Here is a 15,425-nt window from a genome sequence, read left to right on the forward strand (position 1 = left end):
TGGATCTTCCTCGCGTCCGAGCGGACGGTCGGGGCCGAGTTGGCCGGTCCGCGCGGTGCGCGGGACGTGGATGGGGATGGCTCACGTGACGGGGGAGCGGTGCGTCGAGTGGGACGGAGCGCCTCCGAACTGGAGCCGGAGCACCAACGGGACGGCATCGGCCTGTTGTTCGTCGCGGCCGCGATCGTCATCGCGGCGCGCGAATGGTGGGGTCTGCCGGGCATCGTCGGTGAGGGCATCCACGCCGTCGCGGCCGGTACCGTCGGCCTCGTCGCGCTGGCGCTTCCCCTGGTCCTACTGCTCATCGGAGTGCTCATCCTGCGGGCGCCCGACGACGACCGCCGCGTCAACCGCATCGCGATCGGGATGACGGCGTTGCTGTTCGCAGCGTGCGGCCTGACGCACCTGTCGACCGGCTCGCCCTCGCCCGCCGACGGATTCCCGCCGCTGCGCAGTTCCGGCGGCATGATCGGCTACCTCGCCGCGGCGCCGCTGGAGTGGGCCCTGACGATGTGGGGCGCCGTCCCGATCCTCGTGATCCTCGGCTTCTTCGGCCTGCTCGTGGTGACTGCGACGCCGGTGCACCGCATCCCGCAGCGCCTCGGCGAGCTCGGAGAGCACCTCTTCGGCACCGGCCCCGCGCGGGAGGACGCCGGCGACGGCACCGACGGCGCCGGATCCCCGCGGCGCCGCTCGTCGCGCTCCCGGGCCAAGTCCGCCGACGGATTCGAGGCCGACGAGGCGTTCGAGCAGGCCGCACAGGTGCACCGCCGGCGTTCGCGCAGGCTCGTCCGGGGCGGACGCGACTCCGAGACCGGGGCGACGCCGGACGGCACAGGCCGGACGGGATCGACCGCGGCGACCGAGGCCCGACGGGCACCCGAGGCCGACCGGCGCGAGCCGGGAACGCCCGATGCGGGTCCCGCACCCGATCGCGCCCCGGCCAAGAAGCCCACCGGCGAGGCCGCGAAGAAGGCCGAGGACAAGCACGTCCTGGAGGCGCCGCCCACCGAGCCGCTGCCGCAGCGGGTCGAGCAGCTCGTCATCACCGGGGACGTCACCTACACCCTCCCCGACAACGCCATCCTCGAGCCCGGCACCCCGCACAAGACGCGCAGCGCCGTCAATGACAAGGTCGTGGAGTCGCTCACCGGCGTCCTCGACCAGTTCGGCATCGACGCCCAGGTCACGGGGTTCTCCCGAGGCCCCACGGTCACGCGGTACGAGGTCGAGCTCGGTCCGGGCGTCAAGGTCGAACGGGTCACGGCGCTGTCCAAGAACATCGCCTACGCCGTGGCGAGCGCCGACGTGCGCATCCTCTCGCCGATCCCGGGCAAGTCGGCCATCGGCATCGAGATCCCCAACGCCGACCGCGAGAAGGTCAGTCTCGGCGACGTCCTGCGCAGCCAGGTCGCCCACCGCAACCCCCACCCGATGGTGATGGGTGTCGGCAAGGACGTCGAGGGCGGCTATGTCATCGCCAACCTGGCCAAGATGCCGCACATGTTGGTCGCGGGTGCCACGGGCGCCGGTAAGTCGAGCTTCGTCAACTCGATGATCACCTCGATCCTCATGCGTTCCACGCCCGATGAGGTCCGCATGATCCTCGTCGACCCCAAGCGCGTCGAGCTCACGACCTACGACGGCATCCCGCACCTCATCACGCCGATCATCACCAACCCCAAGAAGGCCGCCGAGGCCCTCCAGTGGGTCGTGCGCGAGATGGATGCGCGGTACGACGACCTGGCCGCCTTCGGGTTCAAGCACATCGACGACTTCAACAAGGCCGTGAAGTCGGGGGCGGTCACGCCGCTGCCGGGTTCGGAGCGGGTGCTACAGCCCTACCCGTACCTGCTGGTCGTGGTCGACGAGCTCGCCGACCTCATGATGGTCGCGCCGCGCGACGTGGAGGAGTCCATCGTCCGCATCACGCAGCTCGCGCGTGCGGCCGGCATCCACCTGGTGCTCGCCACGCAGCGTCCGAGCGTCGACGTCGTCACCGGCCTCATCAAGGCGAACGTGCCGAGCCGGATGGCGTTCGCGACGAGTTCGCTGGCCGACTCCCGCGTGGTGCTCGACCAGCCGGGTGCCGAGAAGCTCATCGGGCAGGGTGACGCGTTGTTCCTGCCCATGGGGTCGAGCAAGCCGATGCGTGTGCAGGGTGCGTGGGTCACCGAGTCCGAGATCCACGCGGTCGTCGCGCACGTGACCGACCAGCTCAAGCCCAACTACCGCGACGACGTCACGGTCAAGGCCGAGAAGAAGCACATCGACGAGGACATCGGCGACGACCTCGAGTTGCTGCTGGCGGCGGCCGAGCAGGTCGTCACCACCCAGTTCGGTTCGACCTCGATGCTGCAGCGCAAGCTGCGCGTCGGGTTCGCCAAGGCCGGGCGTCTCATGGACCTGCTCGAGTCGCGCGCGATCGTCGGCCCCTCGGAGGGGTCCAAGGCCCGCGACGTCCTCGTCAAGCCCGACGACCTCGACGCCACCCTGGCGATGCTGCGCGGCGACGACCCGCCCCCTCACCGGGTGCGACGTCCCCCGCTGGTGTGGTCGACCAGGCCGACCCCGATGTCGAGTTCGTCGAGGACGAGGCCGGGAGTGAGGACGCCTGGTCGCTGACGGGACGCGACCGGTACTGATGGCCCACCGCAGATCGGCGCGCTCCGCCGTGGGATTGCTCATGACCGGTGCGTGCCTCGCGCTCACCGGATGCAACGGCATCCCGCCCGAACCGTTCGTCGTCGCACGAGCAGCGTCCTCGACACCGCAACCGCCCGCTCCGGTGACCGCCGAGGCGTTGCGACCCGCGTTCGACGCGTTCGCCGGGCAGCACCCCGGGGGTCTGGCGTTGGCGTGGGCGCCGGTGGGGGAGCCGGAGCGGGTGCAGATGCTGGGGCAGACCAGGGATCTCGACGCGTGGTCGACGATCAAGGTGCCCATCGCCGTGGCCGCTGCGGCCAACGCCTCCAATGAGCGCGCCATGATCCGCGTGGAGACCCACACCCGTGCGGCCATCCGCCGTTCGGACAACCAGGCCGCGACGGCGCTGTGGCGCAGCCTCGGAGCGGCGAGCGCCGCGCAGGACAAGACCGAGGCCGTCCTGCGGGCCGGTGGCGACGAGCGCACCCAGGCGGCCGAGGACGCGACGGGACGTCAGCGGGGGTTCGGCCGGACGGTCTGGCTCCTGGAGGACTCCGCACGCTTCGCCTCGATGCTGCCGTGCCTGCCCGACACGGAGTTCGTCCTCGCCGACATGGAGAAGATCGACCCCGACCAGCAGTGGGGGATCGGCGCGCTCGAAGCGAGCACGAGGTTCAAGGGTGGCTGGGGTCCGAGCGACCACGGGTACCTGGCGCGGCAGCTCGGCATCGTCGACTCCGCCAGTGGCCAGGTGGCGGTGGCCGTCGCGGTCCAGCCCGAGGACGGACGTCACGCCACGGCTGCCGCCACGGCGTCGGCGTCGGTGACCTGGCTGGTGGGGCGTCTGGGCCCGGCCGACTCCGGTGTGTGCGCCGCAGCCGCACCGACTGCGGGCTGACTCAGAGGGTGGCCAGGCCGGGGTCGTCCCCGGCGCGTGAGGCAGCGTGCGCCTCGGCCTCACGCATGACGCGCAGCACGTTGCCGCCGGCGAGCCGAGCCAGCTCGGGCGCCGACCAGCCCCGGTCGGTGAGCTCGGCGAACAGGCGCGGGTATCCGCTGACATCCGTCAGGCCGTCGGGGAGGGTGGAGGTGCCGTCGAAGTCCCCACCGATCCCGACGTGGTCGATGCCGGCGACCTCCCGGAGTCGTTCGACGTGGTCGGCGACGTCGGACACGCCGACCGGAGGCATGCGCACGTCGGGTGCCGCGGTCTGCTCGGCGTCCTGCGCCTGTGCACTCGACTCGACGTGCTGCTCCCAGGCGTAGCGCTCGTCGGAGCAGAACGAGGGGACGAACGTGGCGCAGCAGACGCCACCGGCGCGGGCCAGGGTGGTGAGGACGTCGTCGGGCACGTTGCGGGGGTGGTCGGTGAGCGACCGGGCGTTGGAGTGGGTGAAGATCACGGGCGCCGCGGAGGTGGCGAGCGCGTCGCGCATGGTGCCTGGCGAGGTGTGCGAGAGGTCCACCAGCATGCCCAGGCGGTTCATCTCCACGACGACGGCACGCCCGAAGTCGGACAGCCCGCCGAGGTTCTCGGGACGGACCGCGCAGTCGGCCCACGGCAGGTGCTCGTTGTGGGTCAGGGTCAGGTAGCCGACGCCGAGGGTGTGCAGCATCCGCAGGACCGCCAGCGAGGAGGCGATGGAGTGTCCGCCCTCGGCCCCGATGAGGGAGGCGATGCGACCGGCGGCGTGGGCGCGTTCGACCTCGTCGGCGGTGCGGACGAGCTCGAACACGTCCGGTCGCGTCGCCACGAGGCGGTGGACGGCGTCGATCTGCTCCACCGTCGCGGTGACGGCCTCGTGGGCGGGCAGCGTGCCCTCGACGAACACCGACCAGAACTGCGCCCCCACTCCGCCGGCGCGCAGCCGCGGGATGTCGGTGTGCGTCGGCGCGTCGTCCAGGCCGAGGCGCTGCCAGTCGCCGCCGGTGAGCTCCCGGCACCGCCAGGGAAGGTCGTTGTGACAGTCGAGCAGGAGGTGGGCCGGGCCGGTGGGTGCAGACACGCGGGCCACGCTTCCACGGATCGGTCGTGGTGGCCAGGGCGGGCCGCCGGGCGATGCCGCGGGTACGGTTACGCGCCCGTAGAGTAGAGAGCATGGCTGAGAACGAGGTGCACGGGTCCGTCGCGATCGTCACCCTCGGCTGTGCCCGCAACGATGTCGACTCCGAAGAGCTCGCCGGGCGTCTGCGCGCCGGCGGGTGGAGGTTGGTCGAGGAGCCGGGCGAGGCCGACGTCGCGGTCGTCAACACGTGCGGTTTCGTCGAACAGGCCAAGAAGGACTCGATCGACGCCCTGCTCGAGACGGCCGACCTCAAGGAACACGGCCGGACGCAGAAGGTCGTCGCCGTCGGCTGCCTCGCCGAGCGGTACGGCGAGCAGTTGGCCGCCGAGCTGCCCGAGGCCGACGCCGTCCTCGGATTCGACTCCTACACCGACATGTCGGGCCAGCTCCGGGCGATCCTGGACGGGGCCGAGCCCGCCTCCCACGTGCCTCGTGACCGCCGCACCCTGCTGCCGTTGGCGCCGACGCAGCGCCCCGCGGCCGTCGGCGACGTCGTCGTGCCGGGGGTGTGGATGGACCAGATCCCGCGCGCCCGCCTCGGCGACGCACCCTGGGCGCCGCTGAAGATCGCGAGTGGCTGCGACCGTCGGTGCGCCTTCTGCGCCATCCCGGCCTTCCGTGGCTCCTTCGTCTCGCGCCGACCCACCGACGTCGTCGCGGAGGCGCGCTGGCTGGCCGACAACGGCGTGCGGGAGGCGCTGCTCGTCAGCGAGAACTCCACGTCCTACGGCAAGGACCTCGGCGACCTGCGTCTGCTGGAGTCGTTGCTGCCCGAACTGGCCGCCATCGACGGCCTGGACCGGGTGCGCGTCTCCTACCTGCAGCCGGCCGAGATCCGCCCCGGACTGCTCGAGGTCATGGCGCAGACCCCCGGCGTCGTGCCCTACTTCGACCTGTCCTTCCAGCACGCGAGCCCCACGCTCCTGCGGCGGATGCGCCGGTTCGGGGGCCGTGAGGACTTCCTCGGCCTCGTCGAGCGCATCCGCGACCTCGTGCCCGAGGCCGGCATCCGGTCCAACGTCATCGTCGGCTTCCCCGGCGAGACCGAGGAGGACGTGGAGATCCTGCGCTCCTTCCTCGCCGACGCGCGGATGGACGTCGTCGGGGTCTTCGGCTACTCCGACGAGGACGGCACCGAGGCCCTCGGCCTCGAGGACAAGCTGCCCGAGGACGTCATCGCCGGACGTGTGAGCGAGGTCACCGACCTCGTCGAGGAGCTGATGAGCCAGCGCGCCGCGGATCGTGTGGGTTCGGAGGTCTCCGTCCTCGTCGAGGGCGTGGAGGACGAGGACGAGGGTGAGCGCGGGGTCACGGTCGGACGGGCCGACCATCAGGGTCCGGAGGTCGACGGTGTGTGCCGCCTGACCTGGGATCCGGCGATCGGGGACCTCGTGACCGGTCGGGTCGTCGAGAGCGACGGCGTCGATCTCGTCGTCGAGCCGCTCGGGGGGCGAGGTGAGCACTCCCGCCGCCAAGCCGAGCAACTGGAACCTCCCGAACGCGCTGACGGTGCTGAGGATCCTCCTGGTCCCGCTGTTCCTGTGGCTGTTGCTCCGGCACGGCGGCCACGACGTCGGCGACCGCTGGTGGGCGTTCGCCGTGTTCGTCGCCGCGATGATCACCGATCGACTCGACGGCGAACTGGCCCGGCGCAAGGGGCTCATCACCGACTTCGGCAGGATGGCCGACCCGATCGCCGACAAGGCGCTGACCGGGGCCGGGTTCATCGGGCTGTCGCTCATCGGCCTGTTGTGGTGGTGGGTGACGATCGTCGTCCTCGCGCGCGAGATCGGCATCACCCTCATGCGGTTCGTCGTCATCCGCTACGGCGTCATGCCCGCCGGCAAGGGGGCAAGCTCAAGACCGTCCTCCAGGCCGTCGCCCTCGCCCTGTTCATCGCGCCGCTGGGAGGAGTGTTCTTCTGGGCGGCCTCCGCGGTCATGGGTGCGGCGGTCGTGGTCACCGCCGTGACCGGCATCGACTACGTGCTCGCAGCGCGCAGGCTCGTCGCCGCGGGTCGCCCGGCATGAGCGCGGCCGCCCTGCTCCTGCGGGTTCTTGGCGAGCGGGGTGAGACCCTCGCGGTCGCCGAGTCGCTGACCGGCGGACTCGTTCTGGCGGCGCTGACCGATGTCCCCGGATCCTCGCTGGTCCTGCGGGGAGGGGTGGTCGCCTACGCGGTCGATCTCAAGGCGGAGCTGCTGGGGGTCGACGCGTCACTGCTGGAGACCGGCGGTCCGGTGCAGGCCGAGGTGGCCGCTCAGATGGCCGCGGGGGTCGCGGCGGCGTGCGGAACCACCTGGGGTCTGGCGACGACGGGTGTGGCCGGTCCCGGTCCCGCCGACGGTCACCCCGCCGGAACCGTGTTCGTGGCGTTCGCCCGGCGGGGGACCGACGCGGTGGTCCGGCCCGTCGACGGCCTCGTGGCCCGGGTGTCGCAGGGAGCGGATCGTGGTGCGGTCAGGGCCGCGTCGGTCGAGGCGGCGCTGAATCTCGCGCTCGACACGCTGACGCCACCTGGCTGAGCTACGTCGCGGCGGGCACTCGTCGGTGCTCCCCGGTACCCTGGTGGTGAGTCCACACTTCCGGAACCGCCGAGAGGAGGCGACATGGCCGTGCTGCTGCGCGCCCACCTGGGCGACGTGATCCGCGAGTCCCGCAAGGAACAGGGCCGCACGCTGCGTGACGTCTCCGCTGCCGCCCGTGTGTCCCTCGGATACCTCAGCGAGGTGGAGCGCGGCGAGAAGGAGGCCTCCTCCGAACTCCTCGCCTCCATCTGCGATGCGCTCGAACTGCCGCTCTCGCGTGTCTTCGCCGAGGTGTCCACGCGCTTCGCCACGGTCGAGTCGGTGGAGCTGGCCGCGCCGGTGACGCTGCCCGTGCGTCCGCGTATCGAGGCCCAGGTCTCCGCTGCCTGACGTGTTCTTGCCTGCGCTGATCGTTCTTCTGATCCGACGTGTCGATCCGATGCGCCGGCCTGAGGTGTCACGACGCCGCTCGGCGGTGACCTTCTCGTCCTCCGCGCTCACCCCTTCCGGCGGCGGCCTCGTCCGCCTGCGGACCCCAGAGGGGCCTGCGGCGTGCCGGGATCGGAGGGGCGTTCTCCCGGTTGGCAGGTGAGACAGGAGAACATCGTCCGGTCCGAGGGTGGGTCGCCGATCATCGCCACGCGGATCGTGGTCCCGCAGCGGCGGCACGGCCGTCCGGAGCGTGCGTGCACGTAGGCGTTTTCGCCCCTGCGCCGTGAGCCGGTCGTGGACTGGACCGCGTGCTGGAGGTTCGCGTGCAGCAACCGGTGGGCGCGACGGATCACCGCCGTCACGGCCTCGGGTGACAGCTCGGCGACCGGTTTCCACGGGTTGATCCGCTGGAGGAACAGCGATTCGCTGCAGTAGAGCGTCCCGATCCCGGCGAGGTTGCGCTGGTCCAGCAACGCCTCGCCGATGGTGCACGTCGAGGCGCGGACGTTGGCCACGGCCCGATCCTCGTCCCAGTCGGCGCCGAGCACGTCGGGACCGAGATGGCCCACGAGCCCACTCTCCTGCGTGGTGCGGACGAGATCGAGCATGCCCAGGCGGATGCCGAGCGCAGTCCACTCCGGCCCGCCGAGCACCGCGCGCACGTCGGGCCCACCGCTCCGGCCCGTGGAGGGGCCCGGTGCCGAGGCGGGCGTGATGCGCCAACTTCCTTCCATCCGCAGGTGGGAGTGCAGGGTCCAGCCGCCCTCGATGCGGTGCAGGAGGTGTTTTCCACGCGCGACGACCTCGAGGGTGAGGCGCCCCACCAGCGGTGATCCGTCGGACTCACCCCACCGCAGTTCGGCCCGCAGCAGCGGCTGCCCGGCGAGCGCGGAATGCAGTCGTCTCGCCGTGCGCCGCACGGTGTCGCCCTCAGGCACGGCGGAACCTCAATCCCTGTGGTGCCCGATGGAACCCCGCCTCCAGGAGTGCCTCCGCCAGCGGATGTCCCGAGGTCAGCGCCGGCTCGCCGTCGAGGGTGGTGACGGCGAGCTTGTCGAGCGCTCCGCCCTGGACCGTGGCCACCAGCGCCGCCGCGGCCTCCGACCAGCCGGCCGTCGAGCCGTCCGGGTGTGTGAGGTATCCGAGGTGTCCGTCGTGCCCGCCATCTCCGTCGGGTCGATGCTGATTCGAATCGTCCCGGTGGTCGGCGCCCGCTGCCGTCCCGGAGAAGGTGAGGACGGTGCGCCCGCCCCGTTCGAGGTAGCACAGGAGCCGGCCGTCGAGCAGCACGACGAGGGCTCCGGCCTTGCGACCCGGGCGGTGGCCGCCGTCGCGGCGATCGGGCCAGGGGAGGGCGGCGCCGTAGGGATTGGCCGGATCGGTGGCGGCGAGGACGAGTGCGCGGCGGCCGGTTGTCGCCGTCTCGCCGACCGGGCGGGAGAGGGCGCGGAGGCGGTCCACCGCACCGGCGGAGGCGAACTGCGCGGCTCCGAGGTGCTCGACGAAGTACCCGCGGCGCACGGCTCCGGCGTCCTCGGCGGCGGTGAGGACCCGGTACATCGCCGAGAAGCCTCCTCGACCTCCTCGGCTGCCACCGAGCCGCGGGTGAGGACGCCGTAGCGATCGAGGAGGACCTCCGCCGTGGCCAGGGTGCGGGCCGTGGCGTCGGGTTCGACGTCGGGGAGCAGGGTCCACCGCCCGGCGGCGTGCGGGGGCGCCGAGCGGGCCGTGCGCGCGAGTCCCCGCGACCCGAGGGCACCGATTCCCCGGCGTCCCAGGCGGGCCGGGCCGGGACGTCGTCGGGTCTTGTGCGCGCCGCGCCCGCCCGCCAGCAGCGCGCGCACGGGTGCGAACGTGTCGTTCGAGAGCCGCCCCGACCAGACGAGCTCCCACAGCGCCTGCACGACGGCGTCGTCGCGCGGCTCGTCATCGGTGCCCGCAGCGCCACGCAAGGAGTCGGTCAGGGCGGTGAAGAAGTAGCCGCCGCCGGTCGCGAGCACCTGCGTGATCCTCGTGGTGAGCGCGGCGGGCGCACGGCCGACCTCCGCTGTCTCGCCGGCGTCCTGGGCGGTGTTCGCCTCACCGACGCCCTGAGCGCTCTCGGAGTCGTCAGCCCCCTGGGCGCCCTCGGTCCTCGCCGCCTCCGAGGCTGCCGGAGTCGTGGATTCCGGACCGGCGAGGGTCAGTGGAGCGGTGTCGGCCAGATGCAGGGAGATCCAGCCGTCGTTGCCGGCGATCGACCCGTGTCCCTGCCACACCACGTCGCCGCGGCCCAGGGCCTCGTCCAGCATGGCCGGGGTGTACCCCGGGACCCGGGCCGGCAGCACGAGGGCTTCGAGGGCGCTGGCGGGAACCCGCACCCCGGAGAGCTGCTCGATCGCCCGGAGCAGGCCGGCGCGGCCGCGCAGGACCGGGGCGGGGTGCCCGGAGTCCTCGGTCACGCCCTGCCAGGCGGCGAGGAACCGGGCGAGGTCGACGTCGGTGGCCGGTTCGACCTGAGCCCGCAACGTGGCGAGGCTCCGACGACGCAGGCGTCGCAGGATCTCGGCGTCGCAGTAGTCGGTACCGGTGGCGGCCGGGCGGAGTTCGCCTTCGACGACGCGGCCGGCCGAGACGAGCCGGCGGAGGGCGTCACGGACGACGGCCGTTCCCAGGCCGAGCCAGGCGGCGGCGTCGTCGACGGGAAAGGGCCCGTGGGCCCGGGCGTACCTGCTCACGAGGTCGCCCAACGGATCGGTCGTGGGCTCGAGGAAGGCGTCGGGGATGCCCGGGGGCAGTGCCGTGCCGAGGGCGTCGCGCAGGCGACCGGCGTCCTCGACGACACTCCATCGCGCCTGCCCCGCGATGCGGACCTCCACGAGCCGGCGCGCCGCCGTCAGGTCGGCCAACCAGCCGGGTACCTGATCCCGCACCTCCTCGCGCGTGCGCTCGGCCACCTCCCGCTCGTTCATGGGGCCGAGGCGGCGGAGGAGATCGGCGACGTCCTCGGCGTGACGGCAGGCACGCTCGGGCACGAGGGACTGCAACTCGCGTTCGGTCTGCTCGACGACCTCGGGGTCGAGCAGGTCGCGCAGGGCCGCGCCTTCGCCGGAGCCGAGGAGTTCGGCGAGCAGGGTGGGGTCGAGGGCCAGCGCCGCCGCACGGCGTTCGGCCAGGGGGAGTCCCCCTCGTAGAGGAACTGGGCGACGTAGCCGAACAGCAGGCTGCGGGCGAACGGCGAGGGGTGGGGCGTGTCGATGGAGACCAGGGAGACGCTGCGGTCGCCGATGGACCGCATGAGCTCGACCATGCCCGGGACGTCGAACACGTCCTGCAGACACTCGCGGACGGCTTCGAGGACGATCGGGAACTCCGGATACCGGGAGGCGACCTCCAGCAGTTGCGCGGCGCGTTGGCGTTGCTGCCACAGGGCCTGCCGCCGGCCGGGGTCACGGCGCGGCAGGAGCAGGGACCGACCGGCGCACTCGCGGAACCGGGAGGCGAAGAGCGCCGAGCCACCCACCTCGGCGGTGACGAGCTCGGTGACCTCGTCGGGGTCGAGGGTGATGAGGTCACCGATCTCGGCGAGCACGTCGGAGGCCTCCGACCCCTCGAACTCGAGGTCGGGCAGACGCAGCACGATGCCGTCGTCGCCGTGCATGGCCTGGACGTCGACACCGAAGCGCATCCGCATCCGCGCTGCGATGCACAGCGCCCAGGGGGCGTGCACCGGTGACCCGAAGGGGGAGTGGATGACGATCTGCCAGTCGCCGATCTCGTCGCGGAAGCGTTCGAGGACGATGTCGTGGTCGCTGGGGACGGTGGCCGTGCTCTCGACCTGCTCGCGCAGGTAGGCCACGAGGTTGTCGGCGGCCCACGGGTCGAGGCCCGCCACGCGGGCGCGGGCCCGGGCGTCGTCGTCGGGCAGGGCGGTGATCTCGCGCACGAACCGGCCCACGGCCCGCCCGAGTTCGACCGGGCGGCCCTGGCTGTCGCCCTTCCAGAAGGGCAATCGGCCGGGTTGTCCGGGAGCCGGGGTGACGAGGACCTGATCGTGGGTGATGTCCTCGATGCGCCAGGCGGACGTGCCGAGGGTGAACACGTCGCCGACCCGGGACTCGTACACCATCTCCTCGTCGAGTTCGCCGACCCGGCGTCCGGGCCCGTCACCGGCGAGGAAGACCCCGAAGAGGCCCCGGTCGGGGATGGTGCCACCGCTGGTGACCGCCAGTCGCTGCGCGCCGGGTCTGCCGGTGAGCGACCCGGTGAGCCGGTCCCACACGAGTCGTGGTCGCAGCTCGGCGAACTCCTCGCTGGGGTAGCGCCCGGCCAGCATGTCGAGGACCGATTCGAGCACCGCGGGGGAGAGGTCGGCGAACGAGGCCGCGCGCCGGAGCTGGGCGAGCAGGTCCTCGACCGTCCACTCGTCCAGGGCACACATCGCCACGATCTGTTGCGCCAGTACGTCGAGGGGTTGGCGGGGATGCGCAGCGACTCGATCTCGCCGGCCCGCATGCGTTCGACGACGACGGCCGTCTGCACGAGGTCACCCCGGTACTTGGGAAAGAAGACCCCGCGGGAGACCGCCCCCACCTGGTGACCGGCGCGCCCCACGCGTTGGAGCCCGCCGGCCACGCTGGGTGGCGACTCGACCTGCACCACGAGGTCGATCGCACCCATGTCGATGCCCAGCTCGAGACTGCTCGTCGCGACGACGGCGGGCAGGGTGCCCGCCTTGAGCGCCCCCTCGATCTCGGCGCGCTGCTCGCGGCTGACCGAACCGTGGTGGGCCCGCGCGAGCACCGGCGTGCCTCGGGAGGCGTGCGAGGACCCGGAGGAGGCCATGATCTCGGCGGGGGTGCGGCGCAGCCGGTCGACGGCCTCGCCGAGCGCGACCGGGGGCCCGCCCCGGTCGCCCTCACCGCTCACCGCGTCGGCGCCCTCGACGCGCTCCTCGTGGATCTCGTTGAGCCGCGTCGTGAGTCGCTCGGCCAGCCGCCGGGAGTTGGTGAAGACCAGCGTGGAGCGCTGGGCGTCGATGAGGTCGACCAGCCGATGCTCGACGTGCGGCCAGATCGACGTGCGCTCCTCGGCCCCGGCCGCCGGCCCCGACAGGTCGCCTGTGCTCCCACCGAGGGCGCCCATGTCCGCCACGGGCACGACCACCTGCAGGTCCCACTGCTTGGCGGCCGGGGGCGCGACGGTGGTCACGGGCCGACCACCGGCCAGGTAGCGGGCGACCTCCTCGAGCGGACGGACGGTGGCGGACAACCCGATCCGCTGCGCCGGCGTGCTGAGCAACGCGTCGAGTCGGTCGAGGCTCACGGCGAGGTGAGCGCCGCGCTTGGTGCCGGCGAGGGCGTGGATCTCATCCACGACGACGGTCTCGACCCCGCGCAACGCCTCGCGCGCGGCGGAGGTGAGCAGCAGGAACAGCGACTCGGGTGTGGTGATGAGGATGTCGCTGGGCCGCCGGGCGAAGGCGCGGCGCTCGTCGGCCGGGGTGTCACCCGAGCGCACCGCCACCGAGACGTCCGGCTCGGGAAGGCCCAACCGTCGCGCGGCGTGCCCGATCCCGACCAGCGGTGAGCGCAGGTTGCGCTCGACGTCGACGGCCAGCGCCTTCAGCGGGGAGATGTAGAGGACCCGGCAGCGCGAACGTCGCTCCGGTGGCGGCGGGGTCGAGGCGAGCCGGTCGAGGGCCCAGAGAAAGGCGGAGAGGGTTTTTCCGGAGCCGGTCGGTGCCACCACCAGGGTGTGCTGTCCCGAACTGATCGAGTCCCACGCCCCCACCTGGGCCGGGGTGGGCGCCGCGAACGAGGACGTGAACCACTCACGGGTGGCGGGGGAGAACCGGTCGAGGATGCCGGGGGACCCACCGCCTCCCGCGGGCTCCTGCACGTCTGGTTCGCGGTCGTCGTTCATCAGGGCACAGCGTGCCATCTCCCACCGACAACCCTTTGCGAGCACGCGGGCCGCAGGGTGTCCTCGCACCGTGTTTGACTGCCGGGGTGAGGGAGAGCGAGTTCTGGATGCTCATGTCGGACGAGTTCGGGGACGCCTATGCGCAGATGGTGGCGGGCACCCAACACATCGGCGCGCTGGACGGGCGGACCCCGACCGAGGCGCTCGAGAAGGGGATCCCGCCGCGGCGCATCTGGGAGGCCGTGTGCGCGCACATGTCCGTCCCCGAGGAGCGGCGACTCGGACGGGACCGCCCGTTGCGTCGAGGACCGATCGACGAGTGAGTCCCCGAGGCGCGCACCCGGGACGACCGCGTGCGGACCTCGGCGGAATCAGCGGAACAGACCGAAGAGGATGCCGCTGACCGCCACCAGGCCGGCCACGGTGACGAACACGTTGCTCAGCCGCCCGCGGTAGGCCTCGAGGGCAGGAACCTTGTGGATCGCGTACATCGGCATGAGGTAGAGGATCGAGGCGATGATCGGTCCGGAGATGGTCTCGATGAGGGTGAGCACGCTCGGGTTGACCACCGCGACCAGCCACGTCGTGACGAAGATGAACAGCGCGACGCCGATCTTCATCCTGCCCTCGGAGATGGGCGCACGGGACCGGCCGAGGACGTCCCGCACGATGGCCGCCGCACCCTCGGCGGCACCGAGGTAGTGGCCGAAGAACGAGGAGGAGATCGCCGCGATGGCGATGACCGGCCCGAGATAGCTGATGACGGGGTTGTGCAGGACGTTGGCCAGGTAGGACAGGACGGGCAGGTTCGAGGCCGCCGCGTCACCCAGGCCGTCGATGCCGAGAGCGAACGTGCAGGAGAACACGAAGCTCATCGTGAACACGACCAGGCCGATCGAGGTGACCCGGAGGATCGCGCCGGCCTTGCGCGGGGCGACCTCCGGGCCGTAGGCGCGCTGCTGGGCCAGGGAGAACTGCGAGATGGCCGCGGCGTGGCTGAACGAGAACACGAGGACGGGGATGGTCGCCCAGATCGTGGCGCCGGCGCTCGGCAGCGAGGGCACGGCGGTCAGTCCGTCGAGGCTCCAGTGGGGGATGAGGTAGAGCGACGTGCCGATGAGGAGGGCGGCCAGCGGCCACACGATCCACTGGATGACGATGAGCATCGTCCGCTCCCCGGCCACCATCACGGCCGTCAACAGGGCCACCAGCACTCCGGCGAGCAGCCACCGCGGCGGGGAGGGCATCCCGAGCTGATTGACCATGAGGCTGTCGACCGTGTTCGTGATGCTGACGCCGTAGATGAGGACGATGGGGTAGATCGAGAAGAAGTAGAGGACCGTCACGATCTTGCCGGGGACGACCCCGAAGTACTCCCGCGCGACCGTCGTGATGTCACTGCCGGGCGTGCCCGAGCCGCAGACGAACCGGGACAGACCGCGGTGCGACAGGTAGGTCATCGGCAGGACCAGCGCGGTCACGATGATCAGGGTCCACAACCCACCGATCCCGGCGTTCATGGGCAGGAACAGGATTCCGGCGCCGATCGCCGTGCCGACCAGGCTGAGCATCCACGTGGTGTCGTGGCGGTTCCACCGGCCGGGGTCGGGGCCCGGATCGGTGGCCGTGTCGGATTACGATCCCTCCGGTCCTCCGGTGCGGCCAGCTGCGGTGGGCATGACAAGACTCCTTCGTCTCGGGATCGGATATTGCGACGCTAGCGAAGGACGCGCCGTGGGGATGTGGTTCGGGAGCAATGTGATTCGTCCCTCGTCGGGGATCGCGAAGCGATCGGGGCCCGGCAGGGGCGTGAACACGGACCGATTTCGTCGGCGTGTTGCGGCGGGCCT

The 15,425-nt window shown here is 72.0% G+C and carries 9 protein-coding genes and 2 pseudogenes; 7 read left to right on the forward strand and 4 right to left on the reverse strand.

Going from position 1 to position 15,425, the window contains the following annotated elements; translation table 11 throughout:
- Positions 1–99 precede the first annotated feature (99 nt).
- Positions 100–2,625 carry an FtsK/SpoIIIE family DNA translocase gene (locus QQK49_RS06185; protein ID WP_431310513.1) on the forward strand — a complete coding sequence of 842 codons (2,526 nt, stop codon included), beginning with the start codon at positions 100–102 and terminating at the stop codon, positions 2,623–2,625.
- A 61-nt stretch (positions 2,626–2,686) separates the two neighbouring features.
- Positions 2,687–3,544: a hypothetical protein gene (locus QQK49_RS06190; RefSeq protein ID WP_284303184.1), complete on the forward strand. Its 858-nt coding sequence runs from the start codon at positions 2,687–2,689 to the stop codon at positions 3,542–3,544.
- A gap of 1 nt (position 3,545) precedes the next feature.
- Here QQK49_RS06190 and QQK49_RS06195 read toward each other — a convergent pair whose 3' ends face one another.
- The gene (locus QQK49_RS06195) at positions 3,546–4,652 is read right to left on the reverse strand and encodes a dipeptidase (RefSeq protein WP_284303185.1); all 1,107 of its coding nucleotides are present in this window, start codon (positions 4,650–4,652) and stop codon (positions 3,546–3,548) included.
- A 92-nt stretch (positions 4,653–4,744) separates the two neighbouring features.
- Between QQK49_RS06195 and rimO the strand changes: the two are divergent.
- The 4 genes and pseudogenes from rimO to QQK49_RS06215 form a co-directional block, all read left to right on the forward strand.
- Positions 4,745–6,151 (forward strand): annotated as a pseudogene (gene rimO / locus QQK49_RS06200) (30S ribosomal protein S12 methylthiotransferase RimO); the annotation flags it as partial.
- Between the two features lie 70 nt (positions 6,152–6,221).
- Positions 6,222–6,683, forward strand: a complete 462-nt coding sequence (locus QQK49_RS06205; RefSeq protein ID WP_431310573.1) for a CDP-alcohol phosphatidyltransferase family protein — start codon at positions 6,222–6,224, stop codon at positions 6,681–6,683.
- A 55-nt stretch (positions 6,684–6,738) separates the two neighbouring features.
- Positions 6,739–7,236: a CinA family protein gene (locus tag QQK49_RS06210; protein ID WP_284305836.1), complete on the forward strand. Its 498-nt coding sequence runs from the start codon at positions 6,739–6,741 to the stop codon at positions 7,234–7,236.
- A gap of 84 nt (positions 7,237–7,320) precedes the next feature.
- Positions 7,321–7,629, forward strand: coding sequence for a helix-turn-helix domain-containing protein (locus tag QQK49_RS06215; protein WP_284303186.1), 309 nt, complete (start codon positions 7,321–7,323; stop codon positions 7,627–7,629).
- A 107-nt stretch (positions 7,630–7,736) separates the two neighbouring features.
- Here the strand turns inward: QQK49_RS06215 and QQK49_RS06220 are convergent, their stop codons facing one another.
- Both QQK49_RS06220 and QQK49_RS06225 read right to left on the reverse strand, forming a co-directional pair.
- A complete protein-coding gene (locus QQK49_RS06220; protein WP_284303187.1) occupies positions 7,737–8,609 on the reverse strand; it encodes an Fpg/Nei family DNA glycosylase in 873 nt (290 codons plus the stop codon).
- Positions 8,602–13,575, reverse strand: a pseudogene (locus tag QQK49_RS06225) (Lhr family helicase). The gene QQK49_RS06220 and the pseudogene QQK49_RS06225 overlap by 8 nt, the downstream one beginning before the upstream one ends.
- Positions 13,576–13,661: 86 nt before the next feature.
- Between QQK49_RS06225 and QQK49_RS06230 the strand changes: the two are divergent.
- Positions 13,662–13,898 carry a DUF3046 domain-containing protein gene (locus QQK49_RS06230; RefSeq protein ID WP_284303188.1) on the forward strand — a complete coding sequence of 79 codons (237 nt, stop codon included), beginning with the start codon at positions 13,662–13,664 and terminating at the stop codon, positions 13,896–13,898.
- Between the two features lie 48 nt (positions 13,899–13,946).
- On the opposite strand, the gene QQK49_RS06235 is transcribed toward QQK49_RS06230, so the two are convergent.
- Complete coding sequence (locus QQK49_RS06235; protein WP_284303189.1) at positions 13,947–15,146, reverse strand: SLC5/6 family protein; 1,200 nt, start codon at positions 15,144–15,146, stop codon at positions 13,947–13,949.
- Positions 15,147–15,425: the final 279 nt, after the last annotated feature.

This window comes from Mobilicoccus caccae, from assembly GCF_030161635.1.
Classification (GTDB): domain Bacteria; phylum Actinomycetota; class Actinomycetes; order Actinomycetales; family Dermatophilaceae; genus Mobilicoccus; species Mobilicoccus caccae.

Coding starts and splice junctions, on each gene's coding strand:
- QQK49_RS06190 (WP_284303184.1), top strand. CDS start 2,687: ATGACCGGTGCGTGCCTCGCGCTCACCGGATGCAACGGCATCCCGCCC.
- QQK49_RS06210 (WP_284305836.1), top strand. CDS start 6,739: ATGAGCGCGGCCGCCCTGCTCCTGCGGGTTCTTGGCGAGCGGGGTGAG.
- QQK49_RS06215 (WP_284303186.1), top strand. CDS start 7,321: ATGGCCGTGCTGCTGCGCGCCCACCTGGGCGACGTGATCCGCGAGTCC.
- QQK49_RS06235 (WP_284303189.1), bottom strand. CDS start 15,146: ATGCTCAGCCTGGTCGGCACGGCGATCGGCGCCGGAATCCTGTTCCTG.